Source organism: Pseudomonas sp. B3G-3 (assembly GCF_028640915.1).
Taxonomy (GTDB): Bacteria; Pseudomonadota; Gammaproteobacteria; order Pseudomonadales; family Pseudomonadaceae; genus Aquipseudomonas; species Aquipseudomonas chlororaphis_I.
Genome location: NZ_JAQZAB010000137.1, coordinates 221154 through 237060, shown reverse-complemented (window position 1 = coordinate 237060; position 15907 = coordinate 221154). Strand labels below are relative to the sequence as shown.

General features: G+C 63.9%; 17 protein-coding genes. 5 read left to right on the top strand and 12 right to left on the bottom strand.

Features of this window, described 5'->3' with window-relative positions; genetic code table 11:
* Genes PVZ80_RS33495 through PVZ80_RS33475 form a run of 5 tightly spaced genes read left to right on the top strand, consistent with a single transcriptional unit; the run spans position 1 to position 2409 of the window.
* The gene (locus tag PVZ80_RS33495) at positions 1–474 is read left to right on the top strand and encodes a DUF6392 family protein (protein ID WP_029527419.1); all 474 of its coding nucleotides are present in this window, start codon (positions 1–3) and stop codon (positions 472–474) included.
* Positions 475–936 (top strand): DUF6392 family protein, encoded by a 462-nt coding sequence (locus tag PVZ80_RS33490; RefSeq protein ID WP_016705197.1) that lies wholly within the window; start codon positions 475–477, stop codon positions 934–936.
* Between the two features lie 39 nt (positions 937–975).
* Positions 976–1443: a DUF6392 family protein gene (locus PVZ80_RS33485; protein WP_016705196.1), complete on the top strand. Its 468-nt coding sequence runs from the start codon at positions 976–978 to the stop codon at positions 1441–1443.
* Positions 1440–1913 (top strand): DUF6392 family protein, encoded by a 474-nt coding sequence (locus tag PVZ80_RS33480; RefSeq protein WP_016705195.1) that lies wholly within the window; start codon positions 1440–1442, stop codon positions 1911–1913. Before PVZ80_RS33485 ends, PVZ80_RS33480 begins: the two co-directional genes overlap by 4 nt.
* A 25-nt stretch (positions 1914–1938) precedes the next feature.
* Positions 1939–2409 carry a DUF6392 family protein gene (locus tag PVZ80_RS33475; protein ID WP_016705194.1) on the top strand — a complete coding sequence of 157 codons (471 nt, stop codon included), beginning with the start codon at positions 1939–1941 and terminating at the stop codon, positions 2407–2409.
* 7 nt (positions 2410–2416) lie between these two features.
* Here the strand turns inward: PVZ80_RS33475 and PVZ80_RS33470 are convergent, their stop codons facing one another.
* From PVZ80_RS33470 to PVZ80_RS33415, 12 genes are all read right to left on the bottom strand, one after another.
* Positions 2417–2857 carry a CBS domain-containing protein gene (locus PVZ80_RS33470; protein ID WP_041983698.1) on the bottom strand — a complete coding sequence of 147 codons (441 nt, stop codon included), beginning with the start codon at positions 2855–2857 and terminating at the stop codon, positions 2417–2419.
* 92 nt (positions 2858–2949) lie between these two features.
* The gene (nirD, locus tag PVZ80_RS33465) at positions 2950–3339 is read right to left on the bottom strand and encodes a nitrite reductase small subunit NirD (RefSeq protein WP_257373589.1); all 390 of its coding nucleotides are present in this window, start codon (positions 3337–3339) and stop codon (positions 2950–2952) included.
* Positions 3339–5900, bottom strand: a complete 2562-nt coding sequence (nirB, locus tag PVZ80_RS33460) for a nitrite reductase large subunit NirB (RefSeq protein WP_273865109.1) — start codon at positions 5898–5900, stop codon at positions 3339–3341. The genes nirD and nirB overlap by 1 nt, the downstream gene beginning before the upstream one ends.
* A 392-nt stretch (positions 5901–6292) precedes the next feature.
* Positions 6293–6907, bottom strand: coding sequence for an RraA family protein (locus PVZ80_RS33455; RefSeq protein WP_038632584.1), 615 nt, complete (start codon positions 6905–6907; stop codon positions 6293–6295).
* Positions 6904–7683 (bottom strand): IucA/IucC family C-terminal-domain containing protein, encoded by a 780-nt coding sequence (locus tag PVZ80_RS33450; RefSeq protein ID WP_053269115.1) that lies wholly within the window; start codon positions 7681–7683, stop codon positions 6904–6906. The genes PVZ80_RS33455 and PVZ80_RS33450 overlap by 4 nt, the downstream gene beginning before the upstream one ends.
* Positions 7680–8471 (bottom strand): ABC transporter ATP-binding protein, encoded by a 792-nt coding sequence (locus tag PVZ80_RS33445; protein ID WP_053269116.1) that lies wholly within the window; start codon positions 8469–8471, stop codon positions 7680–7682. The genes PVZ80_RS33450 and PVZ80_RS33445 overlap by 4 nt, the downstream gene beginning before the upstream one ends.
* Before the next feature lie 10 nt (positions 8472–8481).
* Positions 8482–9513: a FecCD family ABC transporter permease gene (locus PVZ80_RS33440; RefSeq protein ID WP_053269117.1), complete on the bottom strand. Its 1032-nt coding sequence runs from the start codon at positions 9511–9513 to the stop codon at positions 8482–8484.
* Positions 9506–10495, bottom strand: coding sequence for a FecCD family ABC transporter permease (locus PVZ80_RS33435; protein ID WP_009049135.1), 990 nt, complete (start codon positions 10493–10495; stop codon positions 9506–9508). Before PVZ80_RS33435 ends, PVZ80_RS33440 begins: the two co-directional genes overlap by 8 nt.
* Positions 10492–11382 carry an ABC transporter substrate-binding protein gene (locus tag PVZ80_RS33430; RefSeq protein WP_273865108.1) on the bottom strand — a complete coding sequence of 297 codons (891 nt, stop codon included), beginning with the start codon at positions 11380–11382 and terminating at the stop codon, positions 10492–10494. The genes PVZ80_RS33435 and PVZ80_RS33430 overlap by 4 nt, the downstream gene beginning before the upstream one ends.
* Positions 11375–13258 (bottom strand): IucA/IucC family protein, encoded by a 1884-nt coding sequence (locus PVZ80_RS33425; RefSeq protein ID WP_273865107.1) that lies wholly within the window; start codon positions 13256–13258, stop codon positions 11375–11377. Before PVZ80_RS33425 ends, PVZ80_RS33430 begins: the two co-directional genes overlap by 8 nt.
* A 4-nt stretch (positions 13259–13262) precedes the next feature.
* Positions 13263–14036: an HpcH/HpaI aldolase family protein gene (locus tag PVZ80_RS33420; RefSeq protein ID WP_273865106.1), complete on the bottom strand. Its 774-nt coding sequence runs from the start codon at positions 14034–14036 to the stop codon at positions 13263–13265.
* Positions 14030–15898, bottom strand: coding sequence for an IucA/IucC family protein (locus PVZ80_RS33415; RefSeq protein ID WP_273865105.1), 1869 nt, complete (start codon positions 15896–15898; stop codon positions 14030–14032). The genes PVZ80_RS33420 and PVZ80_RS33415 overlap by 7 nt, the downstream gene beginning before the upstream one ends.
* Positions 15899–15907 lie beyond the last annotated feature (9 nt).

Here is a 15907-nt window from a genome sequence, read left to right as displayed (position 1 = left end):
ATGAACGCAGCAACTATTGATGACTTGGTTAAAAGCCTCGGACGTACTTACCCCGAAATGATTGCTTCAGGGATGTATCTTCCAGGTGGGCCACCTAAAGGTATTTTCGAGGACAGCGACACAGTGGCAATGTCACCTGAGCCTGGAATCGAATTAGGCTTTTGGGCCAGTAGTCAACGCTTTGAAATGCTGTTCATCAGCTTGCTGGAGAGTTTCCAAGGGGAGTCAATCTACAAGGGAAGTCTTCCCTACCAACTTAAAAATCGAATGGATCAGGGGTGGATACGCTCCCGGTATGGAGAGCCTTTAGAGTCAAGAGCACCGTTCAAAATGCCCATACGCGGCATGACGGGAGGGTGGGATATTTATCGTTTGCCGAGCATCCCCAAAGGGACTAAGGCGGTTTTTAAATACAACGCCGAAATGGAGGTTGAAGATGTAGTGTTCGAGCTGAACGAAAGATCACACGCTTAAATGATCGATGACTTGGTTAAAAGTCTTGGCCGCACCTATCCGGAGCTGATTGCCTCCGGAGTGTACCTTCCCGGAGGGCCGCCAACAGGTATCTTCGACGACAGCGATACCTTATCGATGGCCCCTGAATCGGGTCTTGAAATGGGGTTCTGGGGCAGCAATCTACGGTTTGAGACTCTCTTTATCAGCTTGCTCGAAAGCTTCGAGGGAGAATCCACCTACAAGGGAAAACTGCCTTACGAACTTGAAAATCGAATGAGCCAACAGTGGGTGCGATCCCGGTACGGAGAGCCTTTTATATCCCGAGCTCCCTTCAAAATGCCCATTAGAGGTATGACAGGTGGGTCTGATACCTATCGTTTTTCGAGCATACCTAAAGGGACTCAGGTGGTTTTCAAATACAACGCCGATCTGAACGTGGAAATGGTGGTGTTCAGATTGATCGAGAAATCACGTGCTTAGTTCTGCTGAAATAAGGCTGGTATTGATATGAGCTCAGCAATGATCGATGACCTAGTTAAAAGCCTCGGGCGTACCTATCCCGCACTGGTTGCCTCTGAGATACATCTCCCCAGCGGTCCGCCAACAGGCATTTTCGAGGACAGCGACACCTTATCTATGTCGCCTGAACCGGGTATTGAGCTGGGATTCTGGGCCAGCAATCAGCGGTTTGAAGATCTGTTCATCACTTTCCTGGAAACCTTTCCCGGAAGGCCCACCTACAAAGGAGGGCTTCCCTATCAGCTCAAAACAAAAATGAACCAGAGCTGGGCTAGATCCCAATACGGCGAGCCCTTGGAATCAAAAGGTCCATACAAAACTCCTGTGCGTGGGCTGGTAGGCGGGTGGGAAACCTATCGTTTTCCAGGCATGTCCAAAAACATCAATGTGTTGTTCAAGTACACCGTTGAGATGGAAGTGGAAGGAATTGTGTTCAGGCTGAACGAAACATCACACGCTGGCATATGAACGTCGCAACGATTGATGATCTGATTAAAGCGCTCGGGAGCACTTATCCCGAGTTGATTGCCTCCGGAGTACACCTTCCCGGCGGCCCACCAAAGGGCATCTTCGAGGACAGCGATACCATAGCCATGTCACCAAAAGCAGGTATCGAGCTTGAGTTTTGGGCGGGTAGCCAGCGTTTTGAAGCCTTATATATCGCCTTGCTAAAGCGCTTTCCAGAACAATCAACCTACGAGGGAAAACTGCCCTACCACCTCGAAACCAAGATGAATCAGAAATGGGTCAGATCCCATCACGGCGAACCTCTGGAGTCAGGAGCCCCCTATAGAATCCCGGTGCTGGGCATGACTGGCGGCTGGGATACTTATCGTTTTGCAGGTTTCCCCAAACATATCCATGTTCGGTTCAAGTACACCGTCGACAGGGAAGTGGAAGGGATAGTGTTCAGGCTTAACGAAAAATCCCACGCTTAATTTTACGGGCACAGCTGTCAGGAATATGAACGCCGCAATGATCGATGACCTGATTAAAAGTATGGGGAGGACCTACTCCGAGTTGATCGCATCTGGAATGTATCTCCCTGACGGGCCACCAAAAGGTATGTTCGAGGGCGATGAGACCTCGTTCACGTCACCTGCAGCCGGAATAGATTTGGGGTTTTCAAGCACTCAGCACTTTGACTCTCTCTGTATCTATTTGCATAAGACTTCCGACGACGACTCAATTTACGAGAATGGATTGCCGTACCAGCTTCAACGTCGAATGAACCAAGCTTGGGTAAGGTCCCATTACGGAGAGCCTTTGGAGTCAAAAGCACCTCTCAAAATGCCGGTACTCGGAATGACTGGTGGCTGGGATACTTATCACCTTCCCGGCACGGCCAAAAACATTACAGCCGTATTCCAGTACAACACTGAAATGAACGTGGAAGGGATCGTCTTCAGACTAAACCAGGAACCCCTTCTCTGACCTCGATTCAATCCCCGCGAATATAGTGCTCCAACTGCCGAATCAGATCCGCTTGTTCGACAATCGCTTCCTTCACCAGATCGCCAATCGACAGCAAGCCGATCAGTTGCTCGCCTTCCAGCACCGGCAGGTGGCGCAGGTGGCTGTCGGTCATCACGGCCATGCAGCGTTCGATGCTGTGCTGGCTGTCGGCGGTAATCACCGGGGCGCTCATGATGGCGCGGACTGGGGTGCCTACCGATGAGCGGCCTTGCAGTACTACCTTGCGGGCGTAGTCGCGTTCGCTGATGACGCCGACCACCTGGCCGGCTTCTATCACCGGCAGTGCGCCGACATTTTTCTGCGCCATCATTTGCAGTGCTTCGAGCACCATCTGGTCCGGGCCGATGCTGTGCACCTGGCGGTGTTCCACGGCCTTCAACTTCAGCAACTGAGCAGCGGTTTTCATGGGCGTCTCCGATACTTGGGCAACAGGGGTTCCGGCCCCGCGCCACGAGGCGCGGAGTCAGGCATGGATCTGGATTGGCTAAGGCGTGCGGCTTAGCGCACGCCGATTTCCACCACGTCGCCGCGCAGCCGCGCCGGCCATGTGCGCAGGCGTTGCTCCGGGTATTCCAGGCAGGTGCCGTCGGCCAGGCGGAAGTGCTGCTTGTACAAAGGCGAAGCAATCACCAACTCGTCCTTGATGCAGCCCACCAGGCCACGGCCGATCACGTTGGCGCCGGACTGCGGGTCATGGTTGTCGATGGCGTAGAGGGTCTGCTGCACGGCGTCCGGCAGGTAGATCAGCGCCACCTGGGCACCGTCGTGCCAGACCACCACGCCGCTGTGGCTGACCAGGTCCTGGCGGCTGCACACCGCCTGCCACTGCACGCCGGGCTGCTCGGCGAATCCGCTTTCGATAGGTTGCAGGCTTGGCGACAGGCTCATCAGAGCACCTCCTCGGTGACAGGGATCAGGTTGAGTTCGGCGGCCATGATCGGCCGGCGCTGGCCGCGTTCCTGGACAAAGTGAATGTCCGGGTCGGGGCGCTGGTCGTTGACGAAGGTGCGGAAGCGCTTGAGTTTTTCCGGGTCCTTGAGGGCGTTGGCCCATTCGCATTCGTAGCGGTCCACCACCAGTTGCATCTGCGCTTCCAACTCGGCGCCCAGCCCCAGGCTGTCGTCGATCACCACCGCCTTGAGGTAATCCAGGCCGCCTTCCAGGCTTTCGCGCCAGACCGAGGTGCGTTGCAGGCGGTCGGCGGTGCGGATGTAGAACATCAGGAAGCGGTCGATGTAGCGAATCAGGGTCTGGTCGTCGAGGTCGGTGGCGAACAGCTCGGCGTGGCGCGGACGCATGCCGCCGTTGCCGCAGACGTACAGGTTCCAGCCCTTCTCGGTGGCGATCACGCCGACGTCCTTGCTCTGCGCCTCGGCGCATTCGCGGGTGCAGCCGGACACCGCGAACTTCAGCTTGTGCGGCGAACGCAGGCCCTTGTAGCGGTCCTCGATCTCCAGGGCCATGCGCACGCTGTCCTGCACGCCGTAGCGGCACCAGGTACTGCCCACGCAGGACTTCACGGTGCGGGTCGACTTGCCGTAGGCATGCCCGGTCTCGAAACCGGCCGCGATCAGCTCGGCCCAGATATCCGGCAGCTGGTGCAGCTGGGCGCCGAACAGGTCGATGCGCTGGCCGCCGGTGATCTTGGTGTAGAGGTCGTATTTCTTCGCCACCTGGCCGATCACGATCAGTTTGTCGGCGGTGATTTCGCCACCGGCGATCCGTGGCACCACCGAGTAGGTGCCGTTCTTCTGCATATTGGCCATGAAGGTGTCGTTGGTGTCCTGCAGCGGCACCAGGGAGCGCTCCATGATCGGCTGGTTCCAGCACGAGGCGAGGATCGAGCCGATTGCCGGCTTGCAGATATCGCAGCCGACGTGGCCACGGCCATGCTTGGCGAGCATCTCGTCGAAACTGAGGATGCCCTCGACCCGCACCAGCGCGTACAGCTCCTGGCGGGTGTAGGCAAAGTGCTCGCACAGGCTTTTGTCGACGCTGACGCCGCGTGCGATCAGTTCGTGCTCGAACACCTGCTTGAGCAGGCCGGCGCAACCGCCGCAACCGGTGCAGGCCTTGGTCTGCGCCTTGAGCTGGCCGAGCTCGGAACAGCCACCGTCGATGGCCGAGCAGATCGCGCCCTTGGTCACGTTATGGCAGGAGCAGACCGTGGCCGACTCGGGCAAGGCGCCCGGGCCGAGGGTCGGCGCGCCGGCGCTGGACGGCAGGATCAGGCCGGCCGGTTCGGCGGGCAAGGCGATGCCGTTCTGCATGTATTGCAGCAAGGTGTCGTAGTAGCTGTTGTCGCCCACCAGCACCGCACCGAGCACCTGCTTGCCGCTGGCATCCACCACCAGGCGCCGGTAGCTGGCCGTGGCTTCGTCGATGAACTGGTAGCTGCGCGCGCCCGGGGTCAGGCCCTGGGCGTCGCCGATGGAACCGACATCGACCCCCAGCAGCTTGAGCTTGGTCGACATGTCCGCGCCCATGAAAGGCTCGCCAGGCTCGCCGCACAGTTGGGCGGCGACGCTGCGGGCCATCTGGTAACCCGGGGCCACCAGGCCGAAGATGCTGCCGTTCCAGCTGGCGCACTCGCCGATCACGTAGATGTGCGGGTCGCCACTCAGGCACTGGTTGTCCACCACCACGCCGCCGCGCGGGCCGATCTCCAGGGCGCACTCCCGGGCCAGGGCGTCCTGGGCGCGAATGCCGGCGGAGAACACGATCAGGTCGGTTTCGAGGAAGTCGCCGCCGGCGAAGTTCATCCGGTAGCGGTACTGCTCGCCGGCGCTGATCGACTGGGTGCCCTTGCCCAGATGCACGCCGACGCCCAGGGCTTCGATCCGCGCCTTCAACGCACGGCCGCCCTGCTCGTCCAGCTGCACCGGCATCAGCCGCGGCGCGAACTCCACCACATGGGCTTCCAGGCCCAGGCTCTTCAAGGCGTTGGCCGCCTCCAGGCCGAGCAGCCCGCCGCCCACCACCACGCCGCGCCGGGCATTGGCGGCCGCGGCGCGGATGCCGTCGAGGTCTTGAAGGGTGCGATAGACCAGGCGCGAGTCGCCTTCGGCACCCTCGATCGGCGGCACGAAAGGATAGGAACCGGTGGCCAGCACCAGCTTGTCGTAGTGCACCGGGCCGGCGGCGGTGAGTACCTGGCGATTGGCGCGGTCGATGCGCAGCACCGCCACCCCCAGGTGCAGGGTCAGGCCCGGGGTCTGGTACAGCGCAGCGTCGCCCAGGGCCAGGGATTCGGCGTCGCGACCGGTGAAATACTCGGACAGGTGCACCCGGTCGTAGGCGCGCATCGGCTCTTCGCTGAAGACATGCAGGCGGTACTGCTCGAGGGCGCCGCGCGCCACCAGCTGTTCGACGCAATGATGCCCGACCATGCCGTTGCCGATCACGATCAGGGTTTTGTGTGTGTTCAAAGGGGCAACAATGGCATTCATAAATAGCACCCGACCCAAGCCAATCACGGTTTTTTTAAAGCAAAAAAAAGCGCCTGAAACCTCACGGTTTCAGGCGCCTTTGCCTGTTATTTGCGGTGTGCGATCGGGCTGCTGTGCCTGATTCACCGAGTGCCCATGGCCTGTTGGCCGATCGATCCGCGTTGACCGATGGGGCGGCCCGCCCGTGACATGCACGGTGGGGCGTTATCGGCTGTCTTGCAGCCTTTGTGCCAGGCTGCGTTGCACGCCTTGAAACACCGTGATGGCGGGCTTGCGCGGCCATTCTGCAAGGTTCTCGGAGAGCCTACCCTGGGCCAGGAATCGCCTTAGCCTGGTGCAAGGTCGGGTCGGCGACGCCTTATAAAAGTGCAAATCCACCGCAGCGCCCCAACTCAGCCAATAGAAGCCAGACGCTGCAAAAACGCCGCGCGCCGCTCGCGATCCAGCGCCTCCTTGGCCAACAACTGCGGCAACAGCGCCTCGGCCCGTTGCCCGTCGAGGATAAACACCCCGTCGTCGTCGCCGATGGCGATATCCCCCGGGTTGACCCGCACCCCAGCCACCTCGATGGGCAGGTTGACCTCCCCTTGCTGGCCGATGCCGCGGGTGGTGTAGGCGCTGACGCCACGGCTGAACACCGGCAGGCGATGCTCGCGCAGGGCGGCGACATCGGTGACCGCGCCCTCCACCACCACCCCGGAAAGGCCCTTGATCAACCCGGCCAGGGTCCGCAGTTCGCCCCAGCAGGCGCACTCCTGGTCGCCCACGCACTGGATCACCAGCACATCCCCCGGTTCGCTGAGCAGCAGCGCATCGCGCAGGATGGCGCCATCCGGGGCGAAGACCTTGACCGTGACCACATTGCCGAGCATGCGCAGGCCGTCGAACAGCGGGCGGATACCGCGCAGGTAACCCTCGTCGCCAAAGTGGCCAAGGGTCGAAGGCGCGATGCCGCGGTAATGCTCGAGCAAGGCAGCACTGGCGGGTGGTTGGCGCGGAGCGATCATCGGCATTTCCTCGGGCGCAGCAGCGGGCAGGTGGAGCAGTATTCGGCGGGCTCAGTGGCCTCGTAATAGAAGCAGCAGGTGCGGCGAAAGCGGATGCTCTTGCCCTCCTCCAACTGCGTCGGCGGGCGGCGGAAGTGCCGCAGTGGGTTGTAGTCCAGGCCGAACAGCGGCGGTGCGGCCTCGTGCAGCAGCCAGTCGAAGTCCGCCTCATGACGCAGGCGGATCAGCGGGTCCTCGACCTTGCTCATGCGTTTTTCGTACAGCGAATAGACCCGTACCGCGGTGTTTTCCCAGAGGATGCGCCGGGAAATGCCGCTGACCCGGTTGAAGGTCTGCCACAGCGGCGCCAGCACTCCGGCGAACAACGACTCGACAATGGACGCGCGCCAGGTTTCGCGTTCGCCCGCGGCATAAACCTGCGGAGCCCGGTCCGGCAGCGGCATCGACGAAGTCCAGAGGCCGTCGTCGTGGCCGTACTCGATCACGCAATCGTCCAGGGACAGCAGCAGGCCCTGGTCGCACACCGACATGGCGTACAGGCAGGCGCCGGTGGCGAGGAAGGAAAAACGCTTGGCCAGCAGCGAGGCGGTGATCCCTCGGGTCGGCGAACCGATCACCGGCCCCAGCTGGTCGAGTAGCGCGATACAGGTTTCATCGTCAAGCAAGGCCCGGGCACTGAGGGAGCGCTGCCGGTCGCGTTGCGCCATGGGTTTCAGGCGCAGCGGCCCGGATAGCACGCTCCAGTCTTGCGCGTTGAAGGCGGCTTGCAGGTTCATTGCGGCAGTTCCCGGCCAAAGGGAATGCACAGCGGCGTGCCGAAAAACGGATCGGGGATGATCCGGCAATTGAGGTCGAACACCTGCTTGACCAGTTCCTCGGTCAGAATCTCTGCCGGCAGGCCCTGGGCGAACGCTGTGCGCTGGTGCACCGCCACCATATGGTCGGCGTAGCGGCAGGCCAGGTTGAGGTCGTGCAGGACCATGACGATGGTCTTGTTTTCCTGGCGATTGAGCTCGCGCAACAGGTCCAGGACCTCGATCTGGTGCGCCAGGTCGAGAAAGGTGGTGGGCTCGTCGAGCAGCACGATCTCGGTGTCCTGGGCCAGGGTCATGGCAATCCACACCCGCTGGCGCTGGCCGCCGGACAAGGCATCCACCGGCCGCTCCGCCAGGGCCTTCACGCCGGTCTGCAACAGGGCGCGCTCGACCATGGCTTCATCCTGGGCCGACCATTGCTGCATCCAGTTCTGGTAGGGATAACGCCCCAGGGCCACCAGCTGGCGCACGGTGATGCCTTCGGGGGCGCTGGGCATCTGCGGCAGGATCGCCAGTTCCCGCGCCACCGCCGCGGTGGATTTGCGCTGGATATCCTCGCCATTGAGGATCACCGAGCCCTGCTGCGGCTTGAGCAGCCGCGCCAGGGATTTGAGCAGGGTGCTCTTGCCGCAGCCGTTGCTGCCGATCAGCACCGACACCTGGCCCGCCGGCAGTTGCAGGTCCAGCCCGTCGATAATCACCTGGCGCTGATAGCCCAGGGTCAGTTGCTGGGTTGCCATCGAGGACATCGGGAATTCCTTAGTGCCGCTGGTTGATCAAAAGATAAAGAAAGAACGGCGTGCCCAGCACCGCGACGAAGATCCCCGCCGGCAGATCCAGGGGCAGGAACAGGGTGCGCCCGATCAGGTCGGCGAGCATCACCAGGTTGGCGCCGACCAGCGCCGCCATCACCGCTTGCCCGGCGAAACCCGGGGCCACCAGGCGCTTGGCGATATGCGGCGCAATCAGCCCGACAAAGGCAATCGCCCCGCCCCAGGCCACCGCCGCCCCGGCCAGGGCCACGCTCACCAGCAGCAGGCCGGCGCGCAGCCACTGTACCCGCACGCCGATGCCCTGGGCCAAGGCGTCGTCCAGTTGTTGCACCCGCACCTGGCGCGCCAGCCACACCAGCAACGGCAGGATCGCCAGCAGCCAGCCGCCCAGGGCCCGCGGCTCCGGCCAGCTGGCGCCGTAGACGCTGCCGGTGAGCCAGACATAGGCCGACAAGGTGGTGGTCAGCGGGCTGAACACCAGGACAAAGGTGGTCACCGCCGCCAGCAGCGCCGACACGCCGACGCCGATCAGCACCAGGCGCAGCGGCGAGGTGCCCTGCTTCCAGGCCAGCAGGTAAATGGCCAGGGCCGCCAGCCCGGCGCCGAGCATCGCCGCCAGTGGCAAAAACTGCGGGCCCAGCAGCAGGGAAAAGAACGACAGGTACAGCACCGCCGCGGCACTGGCGCCGCTGGTGATGCCCAGCAGATCGGGGGACGCCAGCGGGTTGCGGATGATGCTCTGCAAAATCAGGCCGGACACCGCCAGCGCCGCGCCGACCAGGGCTGCCAGCAGCAGGCGCGGCAGGCGCAGTTGCTCGACGATAAACAGCAGGCGCTCGTCGCCGCCGTGCCACAGCAACTCCAGCACGGTCAGCGGCGACAGCTTGAGTTTGCCCAGGGACAAGGCGCCGAGCATCACCAGCGCCGTCGCCAGCAGCGCCAGCGACAGCCGCCACAGGGTCGCCAGGTCGATGCGCCGCGAGAAACCGGCGGTGCGCAGGGTCAGGGTCTTACTCATAACGACCTCCACGGCGCGCCAGGAAAATAAAGAACGGTGCGCCGAACAACGCGGTCATCACCCCCACCGGCACCTCCTGCGGCAGGATCACCAGGCGCCCCAGGGTGTCGGCCAGCAGCAGGAGGATCGCTCCCAGCACCGCGCACCCCGGCAGCAACCAGCGGTGGTCGATGGACAGGCCCTTGCGCACCATGTGCGGCACCAGCAGGCCGATGAAACCGATGCTGCCCGCCAGCGCCACCGCACTGCCCGCCAGGCCGATGATCAGCACGCTCATCAGCCAGCGGATCAAGCCGGTGCGCTGCCCGAGGCCGATGGCGATGGCTTCGCCGGCGTTGAGCACATTGACCTGCCCGGCCAGCAGCAACGATCCCAGCAGGGTCAGCAAGACGCCCAGCAGCAGCGGCGCGGCCAGCGCCAGGTCGCGCTCGGACAACGACCCGGCGAGCCAGAACAGCACGGTGTCCAGCCCCTCCTCGTTGACCACCAGCAACGCCTGGCTGAAGGCGGAAAACAACGCGGTGATCGCTGCCCCGGCCAGGACGATGCGCAGCGGATTGAGGCTGCCCTGCCCGCGATTGCCGATCAGCCACACCAGGCTGCCGGCCAGCGCGGCGCCGATAAAGGCGCACCACAACCACTGGCTCATGGACGACAAGGCAAACAGCGACGAGCAGAGGATGATCGCAAAGGTCGCCCCGGCATTCACCCCGAACAGCCCCGGCGACGCCAGCGGGTTGCGGGTCAGCGCCTGCATCAGCGCCCCCGCCACCGCCAGGCTCGCGCCCACGGCGACGGCCATCAGGGTGCGCGCCAAGCGACTGCTGAAGATCAACTGCTGGCCGGCGCTCAGGCTGTCCGGTTGCAGCAGGCCCTTGAGCAGTTGCGACGGCTCGATCCAGGTCGCCCCGGCCGCCAGGCTCAGGCCGGCGCACAGCAGCAGGACGACACACGCCAGGCCGAGTTTCAGGCCACGGCTCATGAAGACGCCACCAGGCGGGCAATGTCGTCGAGCATCAGGTTGGCGCCGAGGATTCCGCCGGAGAAACTCCAGGCGATGCCATCGACCCGCCATACCTGCTGCTGTTGTACGGCGCGCAACTGTTGCCAGAACGGGTAATGCACCAGCCGTTCATAGTTGTGTTGCACCGCCTGGCTGTCTCGCTGGAATACAAAAAACAGGTCGGCATCGACCACAGGCAAGTTCTCTTTGCTGGTGAGTTTGATATAGGTGCCGCGGGACTCGCGGGCGACCGGGTTCCAGGCGAAGCCCAGCTCAGTGAGCACCGAGCCGGCGAAACTGCTCGGCAGGTAACTGCGGATATGGTCTTCGCGCACATCCAGCACCGACACCGTGGGCGGCCAGCGCCCGGCGAAATTTGCCTGCAACTGCTCGCGCAAGCGCGCCACCCGCTGCTGCCATTGCCCCAGCAGGCTGCTGGCCTGCTGTTGCCGGTTCAGGGCCGCGCCCATCAGCGCCAGGGTGCGCTTGAACTCGAAGACTTCCTCGAGCATCAGCACCGTGCCCATGCGCTCGAGCAGCGGCGCGATGCGCTGGTGGCGAAAACGCGAGGCGACGATCACGTCCGGCTCCAGCAGCACGATGTCCTCCAGGCTGGGCTGGGTTTCCAGGCCGACATGAGGAACATTCGCCAGCGCCGGGCGCAGGTAACGGAAGGTCGGCTTTTCGCTCGACGACTCCACCACGCCGCAAGGCGTCACGCCCAGCGCCACGGCGCTGTCGGTGGCGCCCTGGAACAGGGTGACCAGGCGCAACGGCTCGGCACGGGCGATCCGGGGCAATGCCAGCAGCCCCAGGGACAGGCGCAACAGCGTGCGCCTGCAAGGATGGAGCTGCGGATCAGGCATCGGCGGCCAGCCGCTGGAACGGGTTGACCACCTCGCCCTTGCCGAACGGCATGCTGCCCGGGCCGCCGGCGCGTTCGATCATCGGCGTCAGCAGCAGCTTCTGCGGCCAGCGCGGCGCTTCGAACAGCTGGTGCCTGATCATCGCCCGCGCCTCGTCGTCGAACTCGATGCTCTGCAGCAGCCCGTCCAATACCTGGCGCAAGGTGCTCCACAGTGCAGTCGCCGGCAAGGCGTAGACCTGGGCCAGGGTGTCGATGATCGCCCGCACGTTGACCTGGATCGCCAGGGTCTGCAGCCAGAACAGCAGGTCTTCGGGACGCTGGTGGTACAGGGTGTTGGCGTGGCCTTTCTTGATCCGGTATTCCGGGTCGGCCATGCCGTTGCGTTCCAGCCACGGCACGAAGATACGCAGCGAATCGTGGTCGCGCAGCAGCAGGCCCTGGGCCTGGCCGGACTTCCACACCAGTACCGCGTTCTGCCCGTGCACCTCGCCGAGCATGCCGAGGCGGAACATGCGCAGGTTGACGTCGAAGAAGCGCTGGCACAGCTCGCTGAACAGGGTCAGCACCGAAGCCTGGGTCGCCGGCAGTTCGCGGTACTGCAGCCACTCATCGAAGAAGTGCCGGTTGCTGCCGGGCAATGGCGTGCCCAGGGCGGCCATCGGCAGCAGGCGGCAGTCCGGGTCGTCGAGCAAGGCTTGCGGGTAACCGCGGACCATCGCCGACAGGTGCCGCGGCGCCTCGTCGAACAGGGTTGCCTGGGGCGGCATAAAGGCCCACCACTTGCTCTCGTCGCACAGGTGCAGGCTCTGCTCCAGCACCGGGTCGAGGCGCCGTACCTGATGCAGCAAGGCCTCGCTGAGGCCGCCATTGATCATCTTCACCGCCGGCAGGTAACGCGAGGCGCCCAGGGAGTAGATGGCCATGGGCAGCTTCAGGTAGTCGGCGCTGGCGAAACAAGGGGTCATCGAGCGCAGCGACGAAGTAGCGAAGACCGTGGCTTCGCTGAAGTCCAGGCGCTGGCAGTCGCCACGGGCGAAGGCTTCGCCCAGTTGCGCCTGCAACACATGCTCGAACTGCCACGGGTGCACCGGCAAGGCTACATGACTGTCACCGATACCGCGCTCGCGCAGCTCCTCGGCCAGGTGTTCCTGCAAGGCTTCGGGCAACAGGTAGCGCGCCGGGTAGACCTGCTCCAGATCCGCCACGCCCTCGCCGCCTTGCAGCAGGTCCTTGCGCACCGCCACCCAGTTCAGCGCCACCGGCTGGGCGAACTCGGCCTGGTACTGCTGGTATTCGGCCTGCAGCAAGCCCTGCTTGGCCTTGGCCAGCGGGTGGTACGGACGATCGCGCAGCGAAGCCCACTGCTCCATGGTGCGGAAAAAGGTGGCGCCGTCCTGGGCCATCAGGCCCTGGTGGTCGACCCGGTGCTCCAGGGACAAGGCGGTCTGCCAGACGCTGATATGCAGCACTTCGAGGAACAGCGTCAGGCCCTTCTCGTTGTCCTGGAAACGCGGGCCCATGCCGGTGAATACCCGGCGCATGAAGTCCACCGGACCCAAGGCGGTCCAGCGCTGCTCCTGGCGGGCCAGAACCTGCGTGCCCGGGACCTTTTCCCACTGTTGGGTGATGCCCGGGCGCAGGGCGATGCTGATGAAGCGCTGTTCCTGGGCGTCGCAGCACCATTCCCAGATCCGTTGCCGGGCATCCGCGCCTTCAAGGGTTGAGGCTTCAAGGGCTGGCGCTTCAGGATGGGCCTGACGCCATTGGCTGGCCGTCAGCAGCGGCAAGGGTTCGCGGCCAAAGAAATCTTCGGCCAGCAGGCAATCGATCAGGTCCTGCATCACCAGCTCGGCGGCCATGGAAGTGAAGTTCATCGGATCAGTTTCCTTCTAGAGAAAGGGTGGCCAACCTGGCCTGGAGAGCACGAAAGGCGATGCCACGTTCGTCGCCGAGGACAAAGGCCCGGACCCCGCGCTCGCGCCAGCGGCCCAGGTCGCCCTGCTGTCGGGGAATCGCGCAGTACGGCACGCCGGCATGGTCCGCCGCCTGCCAGGCATCGAGCAGGGCCTGCTGGACCTGCGGCTGGTCGATCTGCCAGGGCATGCCGAGGGATTGCGAGAGGTCGGCCGCGCCTTCGAGAATCATGTCCAGGCCCGGCACCGCGGCGATCTGCGCGGCGTTGCGCACGCCGGCGGCGCTTTCGATCATCGCCACCAGCATGATCTGCTCGTTGGCCTGCCCCACGTACTGCGCCAGGCTGTGCTTGCCGAAACTGCCGGGGCGCCCGGCGTTGAGGCTGCGCTGGCCCAGCGGGTGGTATTTGCAGGCGGCAATCGCCGCCTGCAACTGCTCGGCGGATTCGATCATCGGCAGCACGATGCCCTGGGCACCGCCGTCGAGCAGGCGCAGCAGGGTCTTGGGATTGAGGTCGGCGACCCGCACCAGCGGCGTCAGCTCGTAGGCTTCGGCGGTGCGGATCATGTGCTCGACGGTTTCCGGATTGATCAGCACGTGCTCCATGTCGATGATCACGAAGTCGAACCCGGCCTCGGCGATCAGCTCGATGGCCGCCGGCGCCGGGATCGAGCTGATCAGCCCGTACACCGCCTGCCCGGCCGCCAGTTTGCGTTTCAGCTGGTTGCTTCTCAGCATGCTTGCGGCCTGTAGGCGTGGAGTGGATTGGGCACCGACTTGAAGCGCCGCTCGGCGTCGCCCAGCAGGCGGCGCTTGGTCAGCTCTTCCACCTCGTAGCTCGGCGCGAACACGTCGAACAGGCCGAAACGGTCGCGGTGCTGGGGATGGGCGTTCTGGTAGTCGAGAATCACCTCGGCGGTCATCTGCCAGAACTGGCCTTCGTCCAGCGGGTAGTGCTGGCGCAGGAAGATCGCCATTTCCGCCAGGCAGATGAAGAAGAAGCAGTCGCAGGAGAAATCGCGCACCGCGTTGACGTCGTCGGTGAGGATGAAGGAGTTGCGGTTGAGCTTGGCGTGGCTGGCCGGCAGCGGCACCAGCTCCGGGCACAGCTCGGGGCGCGCCAGGTGCGCCGGCGAGTAACGCACGCCGTCGTGGAAGTCCTTGAGGGCGATGCGCTGCGGCCAGCCCTCTTTGACGATCAGCACGATGTTCTGGCCGTGGGATTCCATGCCGATGCCTTCGGCGTAGAGCATGTGGATGATCGGCGGCACCGTCACCTGCAGCAGCTGGCGGGTCCAGGCCTGCAAGCCGTACTGGCGGATCCAGGCATCGATGAACGGCTGCTGCGGCCCCGTGCCGTAGCGGTTCTCCACATGGCTCAGGCCGTTGAACGGCACCGCCTGCTCGTCGGCCTTCAGGTATTGATGGATGCTTTCGCGCCAGATCGCCCCCAGGGTGCCATAGGCCTGGGGCCCGCGGGACTCAGGGAGGTGCTGGTAGTCGAAGCTGACCCCGGCCACTTCGCCGAGGATCACGAAATCCAGCTGGCGCGCGGTGCTGTCGCTGGCGATCAGCTGTTGCAGCCAGTCGGTGATGATCGGCCCGTTCATCACTGTGTGCCGGGCCAGGATGCGGGTGCTGGAGGTGTTGGTCATGCTCATCGCCAGCTTGACGTAGGGCCGCTGCTTGGCCGTGGCGTTGGCCAGGGTGCGGATCGACTGCTGGGCCTTGTACTGGTCGTCCGAGGTGCCGAGGTAGATCAGCTCGCCGCTGAGCAGCTCCGGGTAGAAGGTCGAGACAATCAGGTTCTCCCACTGCCACGGGTGCACCGGCAGCAACTGGTAGTCGTCCAGCGCCCGGCCCTGGCTGGCCAGTTGTCGCTCGACCTGCTGCCAGCGTTCGGCGCCCAGCTCCTGGCGGATAAAGGCCGGGAAATCGAGTTTTTGCGAATGCTTGAGCGAGGCCCGGTCGCGCGCCACCGCCAGCCAGACCACGGCGATCGGCGTGGCGAACTCCGGGCCGTAGGCCTGGTTGTCCGCCAGGGAAAAACCGATGCGCGACTTGTAGCACGGGTGGTAGCTGTGGGCGTCCATGAAGTGCTGCTCCAGGGCGTCCACGTCCAGCTGGTGGGCCGGCTTTTCGGCCTGGTAACCCTGGCTGCGGGCTTGCAGGTCCTTGAGCTGGGTCTGCTCCAGTTCCTGGATGAAGCGCCCCAGGTGCGGGCTGTCCTGGTAGTCGCCGAGCAGCTCGGCCAGGGCCTGGTGCAGGTTCGGCACGCTGCGCTGGCCGCGGCTGTCGAAGCGCTCCAGGCTGGCGGAATCGAGGCGGATCAAATCGAAGCTGGCACTGAGCAGGCCGTTGCAGTGGTATTCCACCCGCTCCTGGCGGCCATCGACGCCGAGCACCACAAAACGCCGCTGGCCGCCGTCCAGCGGCTGGCTGTCGAACGGCAGCACGCCTTCATACAGCAGGGTCTGCAACAGCTGGCCGACCACCCGCTGCTGCACTTTTTCGTCGATACGCCCATCCACCGCGGCCAGCCAGGCGCCGGGGCCGGAGTGCTGGCTTGAGGTTGTCGAGATTGCAGTCGCCATGTTCATACCTTGTGC